This is a genomic window from Marinobacter salinexigens, assembly GCF_008370345.1.
Classification (GTDB): Bacteria; Pseudomonadota; Gammaproteobacteria; order Pseudomonadales; family Oleiphilaceae; genus Marinobacter; species Marinobacter salinexigens.
In genome coordinates this window covers 1-17,586 of record NZ_VTUU01000016.1, presented here as the reverse complement: position 1 = coordinate 17,586, position 17,586 = coordinate 1, and the positions used below count along the sequence as shown (strand labels likewise).

Sequence of the window (17,586 nt, the reverse complement as noted above, 5' to 3'; positions counted from 1 at the left end):
GGCGGTTACGGAGGGATACATGATGAGATCAGGTGTTACGCGGAGAGGCGCCGGAAATGGCGACACAAGTCTATGTTTTAAATGGCATTAACCTTACCCGGGATAGTGCCAGCCCAAGCTTCCTGTCATAACGGGCCTGCGTACGATTACAAATTTAAACAGTGAAAAAAAGCGAAGGCCACCGGAGAACGGTGGCCTTCGCCGGGGATGTGGTGCCCGCTAATCAGCCGAGATTTTTCTTTACGAACTTCTGAACCTCCCCAACGATACCACTCCGGAAGGCCAGAACAGTGAGGACAAAAATGCCGCCGAGTATCGGGTCCACCCAGTCCCTCAATGGCCCCTGGGAGAGCTGATATTCAACATTCACTACGAAAGTCGCACCCACGACAGGCCCAAGCAAAGTTCCCATGCCACCCACCAGGGTCATCAGAATAACTTCCCCGGACATGTGCCAGTGCGCATCATTCAGCGAAGCAAGCTGGAACACCACGGATTTCATGGAACCCGCCAATCCCGCAAGAGCAGCAGAGATGACGAACGCCAGTATCTTGTAGCGATCCACGTTGTATCCCAGCGAAACAGCGCGGGCTTCGTTCTGTTTGATGGATTTGAGAACCTGACCATACGGGCTGCTGACAATACGTTGCACCAACAGGTAACAGCCAATGAACACGGCCAGCACGAAGTAGTACATGTTCAGGTTGTCATCCAGGTTAATCACCCCAAGCAACTCCCCCCTGGGGATACCGTGCATGCCGTCTTCGCCACCGGTGAACTTGGATTGTACGAAGAAGAAGAAAACAAGCTGAGCCAGAGCAAGCGTAACCATCGCAAAATAGATGCCTTGCCGGCGTATGGACAACAAAGCAAAGGCCAGACCCAGCAACGTGGCAACCAACGTGCCGGCAATGATCCCCATTTCGGTCGTCAGACCAGAATAGTTGGTCAGCAGATACCCGGTGGTATATCCACCCGTTGCAAGAAACGCGGCATGCCCGAACGACAGCAAGCCGGTGAATCCGAACAGGAGGTTAAAGGCCACAGCAAAGAGTGCAAAGCACAGGATCTTCATGAGGAAGACCGGATACATCACAAACGGGGCTGCCAGTAACAGGAGCAACAGAACACCGTTGACCATCAGCTTCTTGCGGTCTTCAGATCTCTGTTGTTCCAGGATACCGTGCTGGATATCGGTCTGATTTACAGGCTGATTCATGATTATGCCTCCTTACCGAACAGACCAGAGGGACGGATCATCAATACCACGACCATGACCAGAAAGATCACCGCAGATGAAGCCGGAGGATAGAAGGTCTTGGTAAGGCCTTCGATAATCCCCATCAAGATACCGGTGATAATAGCGCCACCGATGGAACCCATCCCGCCAATGACCACCACGGCGAAAACAACAATCAGAATATGGGAGCCCATCACAGGAGTGACCGAATAGATCGGAGCCGCCAGAACACCCGCGAACGCTGCCAGCATTACACCGAATCCGTACGTCAGACTCACCAGCAATGGCACGTTGATACCAAAACCCTGCATCAACTGGGAATCCTCAGTTCCTGCCCGCAGATAGGATCCCAACTTGGTTTTTTCAATCATGAACCAGGTTCCGAAGCAGACAACCAGTGCGGCAACGATAACCCAGGCCCGGTAATAAGGCAGGAACATAAACCCGAGATTAACCCCACCCTTGAACACGTCAGGCATGGAATAGCGCAACCCGGATACACCGTAGATATTGGTCAGAACCCCCTGGATCATCAGTGCGATACCGAAGGTCAGTAGCAGACTGTAGATATGATCCTGCCCCGCAATCCGGCGCAGGAAAAAGTATTCAATGACCATTCCTACAATACCGACGAGAACAGGAGCAACAAACAGCGCCACCCAATAGTTGATACCAAGCGCATCGAACATGATGACGGTGGCCATGGCACCGAGCATGTACATGGCACCGTGTGCGAAATTGATGATCTTGAGCAGGCCGAAGATGACCGCCAACCCCAAACTCAACAGGGCATAAAAGGCGCCATTAATCACACCGATAAGAAGCTGGCCGGACAGCACAGCAGCAGGGACGCCGAAAATCATGGACATGTTGCTAACTCCAAAAGCAGCACAGACGTTGTTTTAATATTTTCGTCTTTGCAGGTTCTGCAGGACTCCCTGGCAAGGCCAGGAAGTCCTGCCTGCGTGCAGTTTTAGTTGCCGCTTACGAGCTTGCACTTGCTCTCGGAGAGCGGACGGAAGGCTTCATCGGCAGGAATCGTACGAACGATGTCATAGAGATCCCATTCACCTGTGGACTCTTCCGGAGTCTTGACCTTGGCCAGATACATATCGTGCACCATACGACCGTCCTCACGAACGCGGCCATTCTTCGCGAACATGTCGTTGATCGGGTGTTCCATCATGTACTTGCGCACTGTCTGGGAATCATCCGATCCTGTGGCTTCAACAGCTTTGAGGTACTGCATGGTGCTTGAATAAATACCGGCGTGAACCATGGTCGGACGGGCACCGGTTTCTTCCATGAAGCGATCAGACCACTCACGGGTTTCGTCATTCATGTCCCAATACCAGCCAGTGGTGAGCTGCAGTCCCTGGGCAGCTTCAGTACCAAGAGCGTGGACATCACTGAGGAAGACCACAAGACCCGCAATCGTCTGGCCAGCCTGGGTTACCCCGAACTCAGCTGCAGTGGTAATCGCGTTGGTGGTATCAGCACCAGCGTTTGCCAGAGCGATAACATCAGCACCGGAGGCTTGCGCCTGAAGGATGAAAGACGAAAAGTCCGGTGTCGGGAACGGGTGACGGATGCTTCCCAGAATTTCCCCGCCATTCGCTTCCACCACTCGCGTTACATCGGCTTCCATGGCATGGCCGAAGGCGTAGTCTGCAGTCAGGATGTACCAGCTTTTACCGCCCTCTTTAACGATTGCCGTCGGAGTACCGATTGACAGCGCGTAGGTATCGTAGACGTAATGAATATGGTTTGGCGTGCAGTGAGCGTCCGTGATGCTTGAAGCCGCAGAGCCGGAAACCAACCCAAGCTTATTGTTCTCTTCGAGAATTTTGGTAGTGGCGATCGTTACAGAAGAGGCCACCATGCCACCGACCATATCCACACCTTCGTTCTCTACCCAGCGGCGAACGGTGCTGGATGCCACGTCCGGGCTGTTACGGTCATCCGCGCTCACCACTTCAACTTTGGCGCTGCCAACCTTGCCGCCAAAGTCGGCAATGGCCATTTCCATGGCTTTCAGGCCGTTTGGCCCAGCCAGATCCCGATAGGTGCCTGACATATCCGCCAGGTAACCGATCTTGACGGTCTTGTCCGAGATTTCCGCCTGGGCTCCGCCCACCATCAGGGCTGATGCAACGGCTGAGGTCAGAAGCTTTTTCATCATTGTCATTGTTGTATCTCCGCTACTGTCTTGCGTTGGTTCGGGTTGTTGTTGCTTTTGTTGCTTTCGTCCTATCCGGGATCAGACCCCCAAATAGCCATTCAGCACCGACTGTTTTTCAGTGAGTTCGTGGGCGCCGATTTCTTCCACAATCTGGCCGTGTTCAACCACGTAATGACGGTCGGCCAACGGCGCTGCAAAGTGGAAATTCTGCTCTACCAGAACGATGGTCAGTCCCTTTTCTTTCAGGGCTACCAGGACCTCTCCCAGCTTCTCAACAATGACCGGCGCAAGACCTTCGGTGATCTCGTCCAGCAATAGCATGTTGGCGCCGGTGCGCAGAATACGCGCCATCGCCAGCATCTGCTGCTCGCCACCAGAGAGCTTGGTGCCCTGGCTGGTGCGTCGTTCATAGAGATTGGGGAACATGGTGTAGATTTCTTCCAGGCTCATGCCTCCGCTGCGCACCACCGGTGGCAACGTGAGGTTTTCCTGGACGCTGAGTGAGGAAAAAATGCCCCGATGTTCGGGGCAATACCCGACACCCAACCTAGCAATATGGTGCGGAGCGCATGACATGGTCTCCTCACCGTTGATCATGATTGACCCGGTTCGGCGCCCTACCATGTTCATGATGGCTTTGAGTGTGGTACTCCGGCCGGCCCCATTTCTCCCCAACAGCGTAACCAGTTCGCCCCGGTTAACCACCAGATCAATTCCGTGCAGGATGTGGGATTCGCCATAGAAAGCATGCAGGCCGGAAACCCGTAGCTGTTCGTATTCCTTATCCGGATTCACGCTCATGGGGCCGCCTCCGCACTTTCCTGGTGTTCGGAGGCACCGCGTTCGCCGCTGCCTTCACTGCCCATGTAGACTTCCCGCACCTGAGGGTCAGCCGACACGGTGGCGTAATCTCCCTCGGTCAGTACAGCCCCCTGAGCGAGCACCGTAATACGGTCACAGAGCTTACTGACCACACTCAGGTTGTGCTCAACCATCAACACGGTACGGCCCTTGGCTGCCTTTTGCACCAGTTCCACAACCCGGTCTACGTCCTCGGAGCCCATGCCCTGGGTCGGCTCATCCAGCAACAGGATTTCCGGCTCCATCGCCAGTGTGGTCGCCAGCTCCAACGCCCGTTTTCGGCCATAGGCCAGTTCCACGGTGGTTGTGTTCGCAAACTCCGCCAACCCGACAGCATCCAGCAGCTCCATGCATCTCGCATTGAGCTTGTGAAGGGTGTTGCCAGATTTCCAGAAACTGAATGAATTGCCTTCGAAGGTTTGCAGGGCAACACGGATGTTTTCCAGGGCGGTCATGTGAGGGAATACCGCGGAGATCTGGAACGAGCGAACCATACCCTTACGCGCGATGGCTGCTGATTTCAGTGGCGTGATGTCCTGGCCTTTGTAGAGAATCTGGCCACGGGTAGGAATCAGGAACTTGGTGAGCAAGTTGAACACGGTGGTCTTGCCCGCTCCATTCGGCCCGATCAAGGCGTGGATGTGGCCTTTCTGAATCTTGAGGTTCACGTCGTTGACCGCAACAAAGCCTTTGAACTCTTTTACAAGGTTGCGGGTCTCCAGAACGTACGGTTCAGTCATGAGCCGATCTACCTTTGTTATTGTTGTAAATGTAAAGTAATCACAGATTAGATTGACGTATACGTAAACGTCAATATCAAATTGCAACTTTTTCGCAAGTCTGGCTCAGCAAAAAGTCGTAGACGATCTCCAATACCTGATCTGTCTTTTCAAGATGTGGCGAGTGTCCCGTCTCCGGCATGAACACGGCCCGGGCCTGATCACCAATACCAGCAACTATTCGGGTCACCTGGTCCGGCACACCGTATTCATCGTCTTCGCCCTGAATAATCAGGCACGGACAGGTGGTTGCAGCCAGCCACTCGTCGAAGTTCAGGAATGCCTGAAAACCTTCATCCAGCCAGACGGTTTGCCAGGCGTAGAAAATGTCATCCGTGCGATGCCCGTGGTGGCGTTGAAGCCTTTCCCGGATATCCGTTTCCCGATACCGAACCGCCATTTCCCGGATGCCGGCTTCAGTCAGGTGGTCCGCGTACACATGAGCTGCCATGGTAACCATCCCTTTGACCCTGTCGCCCATGGCTCCGGCTGCAATAAGCGCGATGGAACCACCGTCGCTATGGCCGACAAGAATCACATCTTCCACTCCAAGCTCGTCCAGCAACCTGGGCAGCCAGACCGAACCTGCCTTGATCTGGAAGTCATAGGGCCTCGGGAGAATCTCATCCGACGACCGCCCATACCCCTGCCGGTTGTAGATCAAGGCATCGTACCCCGTGGCGGCAGCCAGCTTTTCCGGGAACTTTCGCCACAGCCCGATACTGCCCAGGGATTCATGCAGGAAAACAAGGGTTGGCTTGCCCCCTGCGTCCTGGTGCAGTATACGTCTCACCTCAATGCTGACACCATCACCGAGCGGCACGACCGAGTCGCGGATTTGCATGATTCTTACCTTTTGGGCGGGATTGAATAGGTCATCGTGGAATGGGCAACCGGCTCATCACTTCCTTCGGAATAGACAAACACTTCCCCTACCCCCATGGTACGCCCCACCTTCAGCATGGTTGCTCTGGCCCAGATCGGCTTATGCGCCACCGGCTTCCTGAGAAAGTTGATGTTCAGGTTGGTTGTGACCGCCAGTGGCACCAGGCCGATCTTGCTGAGCAAGGCCGCGTAGACAGTGACATCCGCAAGCCCCATCATCACTGGCCCGGACACAGTGCCACCTGGCCTCAAGTGCTCCTCATCTACCTCAAGCCTCATTTCAGCCCATCCGTCTCCCAGTTTCTGCAGGGAGCCATAAGCATCTCCCTGCGGAAACTGTTCACTCAGAAAAGCCTGAAGCTCCTCAAAGCTGATGATCATGCCTCAACTTCATCCTTGGCGCGGTTACGCAGAACGAACCGCTGTATCTTGCCACTGGGCGTTTTCGGCAGTTCGTCAACGAATTCAATTTCCCTGGGGAAGGCATGGGTTGATAACCGCCGACGGACGAGTTCCTGCAGTTCGTCTTTCAGGGTTTCATCATCGCCCGTTGCCTTATCTCCTTTGATAACCACATAAGCCTTGATGATGGAACCACGTTTCTCATCCGGCTTGGCAACCACCCCGGACTCAGCCACCGCAGCATGCTCAAGCAAGGTGCTTTCCACGTCAGCAGGGCCGACTCGATAGCCCGCTGTGGTGATGATGTCGTCATCCCGTCCACTGAAGGAATAACCTCCGTCACCATGGCAGATCACCATATCGCCCGTGAGGTAGTAACCGTTCACAAACGGGTCTTTTTCACCCCAGGTGTAGCCGTCGAAATGGAACAACGGTGAAGCTTTGACATCCACAGCCAACTGGCCAATTTCACCCTCACCTACTTCCTCATTTTTCTCATCCAGAGCCACTACCCGGTGCCCCGGCGAAGAGAAACCCATGGAGCCGGCACGAAGCGGGTGTTCAAGCCCGTGGAAATTACAGCAGGTCATGCCGGTTTCGGTCTGGCCGTAGTGATCTTTCACCGGACAGAAGTGCCGGTTTTTGATCCAGTTCACCACTTCCGGATTCAACGGCTCGCCCGCACTGCTGGCAACTCTCAGCCCCAGATTTTCACCCTCGGGCAAAACATGATCGTTGGCTTTAAGCAATCGGTAAGCCGTGGGAGCTGCTGCCAGGTTGGTGATCTTGTATTTGCGGATCATCTCGTAGGTGGACTCAGGCGTGAACGCACCCGGATTGAAATGGGTGGCATGACCCATCAGCAGTGGCCCCACAACCGCGTAGTAAAGACCGTAGGCCCAACCGGGATCAGCCACGTTCCAGTAACGATCACTGTCACGCAGATCGATGGCGTACTTCATGTACACATAGAACGCCATCAACGCACGGGCAGGCACCGCCACGCCTTTGGCCTTACCAACGGTGCCGGAGGTAAACATCTGCAGGAACGGATCGGAGCCCTTGATCTGGACCGGCTCAAAGTCCGCTGACTGATCGTTCAGTACCGATTCGAAATCTGGTACCTCTGCGCCGGTTTCACCTGCCTTCACAGCGAGCACCGGAGGGCAGTTTTTCACATCCGCCAGCTTCGGATAATTCTGGGGGTCCGTGACCACAAGCCGGGTTCCGGCGCGGTCCAGGCGATATTCAATGGCTCCGGAACCGAAGGCGGTGAACAGCGGCTGGTATATAGCTCCAGCGCGCAGAGCACCAGCAATCACAATCAGTAACTCCGGTGTACGTGGCAACAGTCCGGCCACCCGGTCGCCTTTCCCGATACCCTGAGATTTCAGATAGTTCGCAAAGCGCGCAGAGGCATCGCGCAATTCAGCAAAGGTGAGCTGGCCGTCACCCCCACCCTCTTTTTCATAGTAAAGAGCAACTTTTTGCGGGTCGCCGGCCCACTTGTCGCAGATCTCGTGGCAAACGTTCAGGCCGCTATCCAGACGACCATCCAGAATCTCGGCTTCCAGTGCGGCAGGATCAAAGTTGTTGTAGACGTCAGCGTATTCCGGGAGGCTCATGTTCAACTCCTGTTGTTGTTATCGTCGAAATCACGCACCAAGATTTAGCACAGGGTACACTTTACGTAAAGGTAAACTTTAAAGAAAAATAGTCCAGATTTTCTATTTATCAAGACAAAAATTCAGAGGAAATGTAAGGCACGCCAGACGCAGCGCGCCCTCTGGGGAAATACTCAAAAGGGTGAAATTTTATTCGCCCGAACGACTCGAAAGGATATGGTGAAGACCATCGCAACTCACCATGGGATCGTCACAGTTCAACACAATATCAGAGCGGGTAATCACATATCCTTTGCCGGTAATATGATTCTTCACCACCTGATACTCCCCCACCTGCTCCACGCCACTGAACTCCCCGGTAAAACCCGTCTCGCGCAAGGAAACGGTTTCCAGCCTGTTACCAGGGCGGATACTACCTTCAAAATTCATCAGCGCCAGGCGAGCAGAGGTTCCGGTACCCGTGGTGCTCCGGCAAATCACGCCGGGGTGAACATAGGTTGCTGAACGGGAACGATAGAAGCCGTCGTCCACCTTCTCAACCGGCCCCATATAATGGAGGAATGGCAAAGGACCCACATCCCCCAGTGTGTAATGAGAGAAATCGCATTCAGCCCGTATTGCCTCCACAATTGCATGGGCCGTTTCTGCAAGCCGGCGTTCTTCATCCAGGGTGAGATCAAAGCCAAGCTGTTGCGCATCCACCAGCGCGTAAAAACCTCCACTGTAGGCCACGCTGTAGGTCACTCTCCCCAGGCCCGGGACGTCAATCGAATCCCTGTAGGTATGTATATAGCTCGGCAAGCCTTCACACCTGATAGTCTCTACCACACCATTCTGTATCGTCGCCTCGATCTGGACCAGACCGGCAGGTGACTCCAGCATGAAGCTTTGTTTGCCTTCCCGTTTAGGCACGATGCCGGCCTCCAGCACCGCGGTTGCCGTGCAGATGGTGTTGGACCCGGAGTAGATCGGGTACCCCATCACTTCCATAATGATGTACCCTGCAACTGCCTGTGGGTCCGTTGCAGGCACGAGCAGATCCACCGACATTTCCGGGATTCCATAAGGTTCCTCCAGCAGGAGCCGGCGAAGCCCGTCTGCGTGTTCTCTGAGGTATTCCATCTGCTCCCGAACCGTAGCGCCCGGCAACGGGTCAATGCCGCCGGTCACGATACGACTGACATCGCCGCCAGCGTGGGTATCCATTAACTGAATGCTAAGCTCAGGCTTCATTGGCGTTCTCCAGGCTCCAGGGTTTGCCATATTCTTCCCACATTTCATCGGGAACAATCACGATCTTGCCGAGATAGTTACTGTTCCGGTTCACAAAGTACTCCTCGGCCCGGTGCAGATGGGAAAGCCGGAACGCACCATGAAGCACTGGTTTTAGCTGCCCATCGCGTATCCAATCCATTAATTGCTCCGCCTCTTCCCGGGTACCGTGGGACACGCCAAAAATCTGTACCTGATAAAGGTAAATTCGGGTCCAGAGGATTTCGCTGATATTGCCTCCGCTGGCGCCGGCAATACTGAGCCGTGGGTAATCACTCCGGGAGTTCATATCGAAAATCATCGTGTCGATAAACAGGTCCGTCATCTCCCCGCCCACGAGATCCATGACCGCATCAATCGGTTTGCCATCCGTTGCCTGTTTTACCCGCTCAACAAAGGTTGGCAGATCAGAACGATCCACCACCGCTTCCGCGCCAAGTTCCAGCAGGGCTTCAGCCTTATCCGGCTTACTCACCGCATAGGGAATGGCACCAATGATCCGGCAAAGCTGAATCAACGCTGTTCCGACGCCGCCACTGGCACCGGAAACCAATACCCGTTCCCCGGCCTTAAGGTTGGCAGATGTCACCATGTGGTAGGCAGTCTGATAAGAGCACATTCCCATGGCCGCCAGCTCCGCATCCGAAAGATCCGGATTGGGGATATGATGGAACTGGTCAGCGGGCAGAATGACGTATTCTGCGAATCCCCCGTCCGCACCATGGCCGTAATAATCCGGAGTCAGATTGATATCCCGGCGGTCATCAGCGTAGATATTAAAGTCCAGCAGACCTCGCTCGCCGATCCGACCCTCGGGAACCTCTGAGCCAACTGCGACGACACGGCCAGCAATATCGGCACCCTGAATTCGGGGAAAGAGCAGCGTGGGCTTGCCACCCATTTGAAAAGACGTCATCTCACCCTTTTTAGTGGGGTAGAGCCCTTCCCTCGCTTTTCGGTCGGTGTTGTTCTTGGCGGTGGCAGTCACCTTTACCAGCACCTCGCCGGGCCCCGGTGACGGTGTGGACACATCCTGATACTCAAGTTTTTCGATGCCGCCATGCCCGGTGAGGACCATGGCCTTCATGGTGGATGGGATCATGAAAAGACGATCCTCCATTGATGCTGAATTTGGCGTATCAGATCAGCATAGGAGAGATCGTCGGAGGTGTCAGGCAGACTCAGGCAGGGAAATCAGGCGATCTTGGGCAGGAATGACGTATCGACCCAGTAGCGCTTGGGATTGGAGGGGTTGATGTAAACCGGGACGTGGTCGCCCGCTATATGATCAGAGGGATCAAACCAAAGATTATCGCTACGGAAGACATGAACATCTGACGTGAGAGGATTCTGCCACTGACAAACGATCCGGAAAGGATTCTGGCCGTTCATCTCCAGACCTGTGTTCTTTTCCACCCCCTGAAACCTACTCTGGACCAATTGGCCATTTTTTCGCAATCTGGCCGCACGAGCTCCAGTGACAGCGGGCACGATAAACATGCCAGCACCCATAAGAAAAAATACGGCTCCGATGCTACCGACGATCAATCCGGCACCCCAGAGCGAAAAGAATCCATCGATACGTGCAGAATTCAGGTCACCAGGTGTATAGAGCACCGTCACAACTTCGCCACGGTCATAACTCGCAGGGCTAGTGCCACTAGAGGACCGAAACTCAGACATCTGGCCCTGATCATATTCAAAACGGACGACCGGGTAATACACATTTGAACTGCTGGATCGGGAGAGAACCAGATCTGTAACTACACCTTGTTTCGCCGTGGCTGTTTCAAGAAACGAGGCGGTATGCTGGTAAGCGAAAAAAGCGCCGGCGAGCATGCCGACACCGATCAGGGTGAAAATCACCCGGAGGGCTTTAAAGACTTTCATTTTCAGATCCTTTGAGATGTTTGCGTCCGTGCCAGGCAACCTCCTGCTGCCTGGGCATACGGATTATACCGGCATCTCCGGCGCTTTAAAGCATCGCCACAAAAAGCGAGCTAAAAGCTTTCGCCCTCTTAATGCTTTTCAGGACTTTCGGGTGGTAACATTCATCCCATACATGGAATGTGAAACCTTATTGCACGGAGCATGCATGCGTTACGCACTGACCTTGATCGCCTCCAGCCTGATCGTGGGCTGCACCTCTGTCACCAGTGAAAGCCTCAGCGAAGCCGAAGTAAACGCCATCGAGGACCGGATTCAGGCACACCACCCAGACCTGTCATATTCCCAACAACGAGCGGTCACGGAACTGGTGGTTCGGGCGCTGGACAACATGGTGTTTGTGGAAGGCGGTACTTTCATGATGGGGGAGTTTGGAGTGCCCTGTGAGCCTGGCTCAGAAGAGCTCTGTCATGCGGACATCTGGCCGGACAATGACGACCTCCACGAGGTCACCCTGGATGACTTTTACCTCTCGAGATACGAAACCACGTTGGGAGATTTCGACCTTTATCGGGCAGTGATGGGTAAAGCGCCCTATGCCCCGGAGCTTCGTTCCCGGGAAGATCGACAACACCTGTTCGAACCCAACCTGCCGGCTTGGACCAAAGAATGGCAAGAAGTTAAAGACTACTGCCTTTGGGTAGGAGAACTGGCGAGTAAAGCGGTAGATCTGCCAACCGAGGCTCAATGGGAGTATGCAGCCCGTAATCGGGGGGAAAACGCACTGTATGCCACAAACAATGGGCAGTGGATCAGGGGCGTCAATTCCCCTGGCGATGACGGCGTTCTGAAAACGCTTCCCGTCGACAGCTACCCACCGAACCCACTGGGCATTCATCATCTCACGTCGAACAGTGCTGAATGGATCAACGACTGGTACTCAAAAACCTACTATCAGGAAAGCCCCGGCATGAATCCTCAGGGCCCAGATGCTGGAGAGACCAAAGTCATCAGGTCTGGTGGATTTAGAACATCAGACAGTGCAAATACTACGATACTCAGAGATAACATCCCGCCAAGTGCAAGTTCATATATACAGGATCAAGGCTTCAGATGTGCCGTGCACTAAGCCCAGCCACGGCTGTTGGTGTCACTTAGCATCGCCAATCGATGTTCCAATCGTTCAGCCTTCTGCTGAAGAGGCACTGGTCGCCAAGCCAAATTAAGTGATCGCTTGGTCGGCCTTAGTGCCAGATCCGATGTAATCCAGCGATGGAACTGGGACAGCTGACTATCTGATGTACCGTCATCAAGAATTGCAGCCACCATTCTCAAACTATTCATGGGATTAACCTTTGTGCCATCGGCTGACATATGTTCGAGAGATTCAAAGAACTGGCGCCAGGTTTTGATCTGAGAAACAATGATTAGCAGGGCCTTCTCCTGATCTTCTTCCCAACTCTCAATAAACGTTTCGCAGAGCGTCGACATCATCATGCCCAACGTTTCCGGAGGAAGTCGATGGTACGGCAATCCATTGAATTGAATTTCCTCGAGCCTTGTACTTTGCCTAGCCGCTCTTATGATTTGAGCAGCAAGTAATTCAGCAGTGTCTTTTCGGTTGGCGCGTGCCAACCACACTTCGTTGAAACTCCGGATGGGACTGGTGAGAAGTTCAGCTATATCCTGAACCTCATCAGTTATTCCTACATACAAAGCCCGCGTCCACTGAGCAAAAAGTTCATCATCAATATTGGAAATATAGTGATAATCAGCCTCGGCTAAGACTTCAAAGACGGTCTTTGCTAAATCCCAAACTTTGTCAGCTCCAATTTCACTACCAAACGAGCCACTTGCTCCTGGCCCAAACACTAAGCGCCCTTTGCAGGCCAGAACGACCTTCCCTCGAACAAACCGGAGCTGAAAATCACACCCAGCTCCAACCCCCAACGCCAACGTCCCACCCGCAGTTATCTTGAACAAATCCTGCCAGTTCGCGTTCGATTTGAATTGCTCATTCGGGTGCACCCAACTGAATTTTCCGCCAACTGCACCACCAACTTCCGCCCCGGCGAATGCATTGCCCGACACGGCGAGACCAGCTCCAGGGCTCGCTTCTACTTTCTTCTTGTTCGATAGCAAAAATGACGCTGCACCCGTTGAAAGCCTGGCATTGGCCTCACCACTCATACGCCCGCCCACGAAGCAGTTCAGGGTAATATCACCGGAGAAGCGGAAGGCGCCGAATGCCATATCGGTCAACTCGCCATTGCGGTTGCGGTAGGTGAAGCGACAGTCCCAACCGGCTTCATCCGGGACGAATACTTCGGCAAGCTTCGCTTCAGCTTCCAGCAAGGCCATCGAAGCACTGGCTTTGGTACCGATATCGATTTCACCAGAACTGAGGTCAAATGCGTTTACGCCGGCACTGGCCTGCATCGCAAAACGCATCAGGTGTGCCTCGGTGCTGACCTGAAAGTTGTTTTCGGTCGGGCTTTCATCATCGCCCCCCGAATTCCAGGTCAGTTTGGAGTGTTCCTCGCCAAGCAGGTAGCGATCTTCGCTGGCTTCATAAAACTTCACTTCAATATTGCCAATCGGGCTCTTGGCGGCATCTGCGGCAATTCCCTCCCGAATTTGTCCGATTAGCGCCCTGGCAGTGCCGGACGGGTCACGCAAACTATTGGATATCGCCCGGGTCTTACGGACGTAGCGTACCGATGAGTAGGTTTTAACCAGTCGCTGATAAGCCTCGCGACGAATGTAGTACCAACGCCCTGGGCGACTGAAGACCATCACTTCGACAACCCCGGTTTCCCGACGGGTGCTACGTGCCGCACCAAAGGCAGCCTCTCGACTATTGCCATGGGACGTTAGGAAATTTGCGGTGGGAACTCCGTTGCCTTTTACTCCAGTAGTGGCACTGCCTTCGCCAAGTTGGGCTACCAGGTCCTGGCGTTCCAGCCTTAACATCTCCAGCCGTTTCTCCTTGGCCGCAGTCAGGATATCTTCGCGCATCTCTGCCGAATCGTTTACGGCTGCCCACAGGTAATCTGAGTCGAAATCGTTGTACCATTCGATCTGTTCATCAATGGCGGCTATCTCGGAACTGATACGGGATGCCTTGTTCGCATCCTCATCGTCGTTTTCGTCCGGTGCCGGGTCGATCACCCCCATTTCCGAAGCCTTTTGCATCCATTGGCGCTTGGGGCTGGACTCGTCCGCCTGAGAATTCTCGGCTGCATTCTGTGCCTGGTTGAACTCAGCCATTAATGCATCAATTTCGGTAATCTCCCGGTAGAGGTCATCCGCAGCCTCGTCCGGTAACGCTACACACCATTCATCATCGCCAGCCCCCATGACGTGGATGACTTCGGCATAGTCACCGGAGCACTCCGTGCAGGACGCCTGACCGCTGGATTCATTGCCGGCTGATCGTGGAGGCGGCAGTGTCTGGGCATCCTTCGCGGCTTCAGCCCCGTTATTCGCCGGAATCTTCAGCTCCCACCCAATCTGGATGTAGTCGACGTCGGTGATCCGAGGATTTACGCTCTGAAGCTCATCTACGGTTGTCTGGTACTGGTGGGCAATCGCAGATAGGGTGTCTCCCGATTGAACTTTATGCATTTGCATGGGACTTCTCCAGATTGCTTTCCATAGCAATTAATCGTTCCGTAGTAATGAGGTCTTTACGGGACAGGCTGGATCGAAAGGGCTCGGAGAGATGGAAATCCGCTCCATGCTGAATAGCCAATCGCAACCAGCGTTCCATGTGTTCGGATTTCTGGAAGCCGGTATTCCTTGCCGACTTAAGACAGTCAAACACCCAGCAAGCCGGGGACTCAACGGAAGCCAGAGCCGCCGCATAGTGGTCAGCATAGCCACAGGCTTCCACGGCTAGCCAGAACGACTCCGCCTGCTGAAGTTCCTGCTGGGTCACCCAAAGCTGATCATCCTCGACATCCTCAACCAGTCCCTCATCTACAGCAGGTGCCTCACGCCAACGATGGCCATCATGCCAATACCAGTGGCTCCCAGGAGCCAGCAGGGCCTGACGTTTCTGTTCGCTTAAGGCACTCAGCAACGGGGCGAGCATTCTTGGCTCATAGAATCGCAGTAATTGCCCTGTTGCGGCCTGATGGTCACAAATCCAACTGGTCAGATGTTGTCGAAGCGCTTCCGTGGATTGTTCTGAATTGAACACAAGCCCCAATGGTAACGATTCGAGTTGCGATACAAGCTGTGCACGGAAACTGGCGGCATTGCGACAGTCAATCAAAACGGGTCCTTGGGCCCATGCCCCTTGCCAGTCTGTACCTTCGAACAGGCTCCACCATTGAATCCTTTCATTGGTCATGCCTGCATAGATCTGCTCAAGCAGTTCGTCGCCCGATGCCAGATCCAGGACGGCAAAGTCGTACTCTTGAGGCTCCACGGATCCAGGGGCAATACGATCAAGCGTGGTTATGTAATTTGCAGCGTCCATGTTCATCAAACTCACAAGCGGTTACCGTCAAAGCACCTTCCCGGGCGGCTTGTTTCAACAGCGGGGCGTGGTGCGCCTGAGCTGAAACCACGGCATATGGTCGTTCTTCGGCTGCGATCTGGCGCTGGGATACCTGTGCCAACCGCGCCGATGCATTGTCCGGCTGTTCCTGATCGGCAAGAATCGATGGTTGCTCCGGCGTCAGCGCCGACACCCCACTCCCACTGCCCGGCCCACCACCAGAATTCATGCGTACCAGCGGCCCGGAAACCGTCACACCACTGGGGTCAACTTTCACAAAACTACCTCCGGCCTTCAGCGTGACTTCCGCACCGGCTTCGATGATGATTTTGATGCCGGCTTTGTGGTGGATTTCCGTTCCCGCTTCCACCAGCTGATTTTTGCCCTGTTTGCTGTGATGACTTCCTTTCACGGTATGGCTGTAGTCAGCACCAATCTGTTCGCGGTGCTCACCGTCTACGGTGTGGTGGCTGTTGCCTTTGGTGAGGCTGACCCGGTCGTTCTCCACCGTCAGGTGGCTGTCGTTTTTGATGACTTCGGTGCGGTTGTTTTCTGTCAGCAGGTCCAGATCTTTCTGGGCATGAACGTAAATCTGTTCTTTGTCCGCTTCGTCCTCGAACCGCAATTCATTGCTGCCCTCGCCTTTGTGGGTCTGGGTTTTCAGGGTGGTCCGGGTTTTATGCTCCGGCAGTGAATACGGCGGTGTGTTGGTGGCGTGGTAGGTGCGGCCGGTGATGATCGGCTGGTCCGGGTCGCCATCCAGGAAGGAGACAATCACTTCGTGGCCGATTCTCGGCAATGCCATGAAGCCGTACTGGCCTCCGGCCCAGCCCTGGCTGACTCTTAGCCAGGCGCTGCTGTGTTCGTCGTTCTGGCTGTAACGATCCCAGGGGAATCGGACTTTGACCCGGCCGTACTGGTCACAGTGGATTTCTTCCCCTTCCGGGCCGGTAACAATGGCCATCTGGGGGCCGTCCATCAGGGGACGGTGTTCGCAGATGGGGCGCCAGGTTTTGTTTGCCGGGATGGCGCTGAATTCGTTGTGGTAGGTGGTGGGTTCGCTGCCCCCCTCTTCTTCCAAAGCCTGGGGCTGTTTGCCGGTGTGGGTGATGGCGGTGAGCAGCCATTCCCGGTTAAGGGTCTCGGTGTCGTGGTCGGTGAGTTCCACTTTCGCCCCGGCGGTGAAGTCCGGTCGATTGCTTTCGCCGTTGGCGGTGCTGGCGTTGTTTCGCAGGGCATCCAGTTTGGCTTGGGTGAAAGGCTGACCCGAGGCGTCGGCCTTGAAGCGGCCCGGGTAGTCGTAGTGTTGGTAATCGTCCCGATGATTGATATTGCCACTGGCCTGTTCATGCATCAGGGCGTAGGCGGGATTTTTGAAGGTGTAGTCCTTCATGGCGACGGAGGCAGCTTTAACCCGTTCCTGATAGCTAAAGCGAAATACGCAGGGTTGCTTTGTGCTGCCACCGGCTTTGGCGTTGTAGGCCACGTTATCCAGTCTCGGGGCGTCGCCGTGATGATCGGCGACGATCAAGCCGGGTTGGGTTTCGCCATCCACGCTGCCGTGCTGGTAGCGGTAGTGCCAGCCTTCTTCGGCCGCCAGCCGGTTGATAAAGTCCAGATCGCTCTCCCGGTGCTGGACACAGTATTCCCGTTCCTCCGGGGAACGCTTCAGGTCAAAGACGGTGTCCACGATGCCTCGCTCTTCGAGCAGGGTGCGCACGATGGTGTCCGTACTCTGGGTCTGGAAGATGCGGCTGTTGTGCATCAGGCCCAGGCGCCACAGCGGAGGCTGGATCACCAGTTCATAGCGGGTTCGCCGATGGCCGGTATCGCCCCGGGCGAATTCGTTGACCACGCCGGTGAAGCGACGAAGGGGAATGCCGTCCTGCCACACCACCAGATTTACAGGTTGTTCCAGCACATCAGAGGGCTGGATAGCGGGATCC

The 17,586-nt window shown here is 54.7% G+C and carries 15 protein-coding genes; 1 reads left to right on the top strand and 14 read right to left on the bottom strand.

Going from position 1 to position 17,586, the window contains the following annotated elements; translation table 11 throughout:
* Positions 1 to 223: 223 nt before the first annotated feature.
* From FWJ25_RS18660 to FWJ25_RS18610, 11 genes are all read right to left on the bottom strand, one after another.
* Complete coding sequence (locus FWJ25_RS18660; protein ID WP_149601778.1) at positions 224 to 1,219, bottom strand: branched-chain amino acid ABC transporter permease; 996 nt, start codon at positions 1,217 to 1,219, stop codon at positions 224 to 226.
* A 2-nt stretch (positions 1,220 to 1,221) separates the two neighbouring features.
* Positions 1,222 to 2,109 carry a branched-chain amino acid ABC transporter permease gene (locus tag FWJ25_RS18655; RefSeq protein ID WP_149601777.1) on the bottom strand — a complete coding sequence of 296 codons (888 nt, stop codon included), beginning with the start codon at positions 2,107 to 2,109 and terminating at the stop codon, positions 1,222 to 1,224.
* 104 nt (positions 2,110 to 2,213) lie between these two features.
* The gene (locus FWJ25_RS18650) at positions 2,214 to 3,428 is read right to left on the bottom strand and encodes an ABC transporter substrate-binding protein (RefSeq protein ID WP_149601776.1); all 1,215 of its coding nucleotides are present in this window, start codon (positions 3,426 to 3,428) and stop codon (positions 2,214 to 2,216) included.
* 72 nt (positions 3,429 to 3,500) lie between these two features.
* Positions 3,501 to 4,223, bottom strand: coding sequence for an ABC transporter ATP-binding protein (locus FWJ25_RS18645; RefSeq protein ID WP_149601775.1), 723 nt, complete (start codon positions 4,221 to 4,223; stop codon positions 3,501 to 3,503).
* Positions 4,220 to 5,023, bottom strand: coding sequence for an ABC transporter ATP-binding protein (locus tag FWJ25_RS18640; protein WP_149601774.1), 804 nt, complete (start codon positions 5,021 to 5,023; stop codon positions 4,220 to 4,222). The genes FWJ25_RS18645 and FWJ25_RS18640 overlap by 4 nt, the downstream gene beginning before the upstream one ends.
* Before the next feature lie 76 nt (positions 5,024 to 5,099).
* The gene (locus FWJ25_RS18635) at positions 5,100 to 5,906 is read right to left on the bottom strand and encodes an alpha/beta fold hydrolase (RefSeq protein ID WP_149601773.1); all 807 of its coding nucleotides are present in this window, start codon (positions 5,904 to 5,906) and stop codon (positions 5,100 to 5,102) included.
* 5 nt (positions 5,907 to 5,911) lie between these two features.
* Positions 5,912 to 6,328, bottom strand: a complete 417-nt coding sequence (locus FWJ25_RS18630; protein ID WP_149601772.1) for a PaaI family thioesterase — start codon at positions 6,326 to 6,328, stop codon at positions 5,912 to 5,914.
* A complete protein-coding gene (locus FWJ25_RS18625) occupies positions 6,325 to 7,974 on the bottom strand; it encodes an AMP-binding protein (protein ID WP_149601771.1) in 1,650 nt (549 codons plus the stop codon). Before FWJ25_RS18625 ends, FWJ25_RS18630 begins: the two co-directional genes overlap by 4 nt.
* A 189-nt stretch (positions 7,975 to 8,163) precedes the next feature.
* Entirely contained in the window at positions 8,164 to 9,207 is a 1,044-nt protein-coding gene (locus tag FWJ25_RS18620; RefSeq protein ID WP_149601770.1) for a proline racemase family protein, read from the bottom strand.
* A complete protein-coding gene (locus tag FWJ25_RS18615; RefSeq protein WP_149601769.1) occupies positions 9,197 to 10,348 on the bottom strand; it encodes a zinc-binding dehydrogenase in 1,152 nt (383 codons plus the stop codon). Before FWJ25_RS18615 ends, FWJ25_RS18620 begins: the two co-directional genes overlap by 11 nt.
* Positions 10,349 to 10,440: 92 nt before the next feature.
* On the bottom strand, positions 10,441 to 11,136 hold the full coding sequence (locus FWJ25_RS18610) for a DUF3592 domain-containing protein (RefSeq protein WP_149601768.1): 696 nt from the start codon (positions 11,134 to 11,136) through the stop codon (positions 10,441 to 10,443).
* A 205-nt stretch (positions 11,137 to 11,341) separates the two neighbouring features.
* On the opposite strand from FWJ25_RS18610, the gene FWJ25_RS18605 reads away from it, so the two are divergent.
* Positions 11,342 to 12,262, top strand: coding sequence for a formylglycine-generating enzyme family protein (locus FWJ25_RS18605; RefSeq protein WP_246166895.1), 921 nt, complete (start codon positions 11,342 to 11,344; stop codon positions 12,260 to 12,262).
* Here the strand turns inward: FWJ25_RS18605 and FWJ25_RS18600 are convergent.
* The 3 genes from FWJ25_RS18600 to FWJ25_RS18590 form a co-directional block, all read right to left on the bottom strand.
* A complete protein-coding gene (locus tag FWJ25_RS18600; protein WP_149601767.1) occupies positions 12,259 to 14,766 on the bottom strand; it encodes a LysM peptidoglycan-binding domain-containing protein in 2,508 nt (835 codons plus the stop codon). The genes FWJ25_RS18605 and FWJ25_RS18600 overlap by 4 nt on opposite strands.
* Positions 14,753 to 15,619 (bottom strand): DUF4123 domain-containing protein, encoded by an 867-nt coding sequence (locus tag FWJ25_RS18595; protein ID WP_188093672.1) that lies wholly within the window; start codon positions 15,617 to 15,619, stop codon positions 14,753 to 14,755. Before FWJ25_RS18595 ends, FWJ25_RS18600 begins: the two co-directional genes overlap by 14 nt.
* Positions 15,588 to 17,586 (bottom strand): type VI secretion system Vgr family protein (locus FWJ25_RS18590; RefSeq protein ID WP_149601765.1); only part of this gene is annotated, 1,999 nt, incomplete at its 5' end. The genes FWJ25_RS18595 and FWJ25_RS18590, both read right to left, overlap by 32 nt.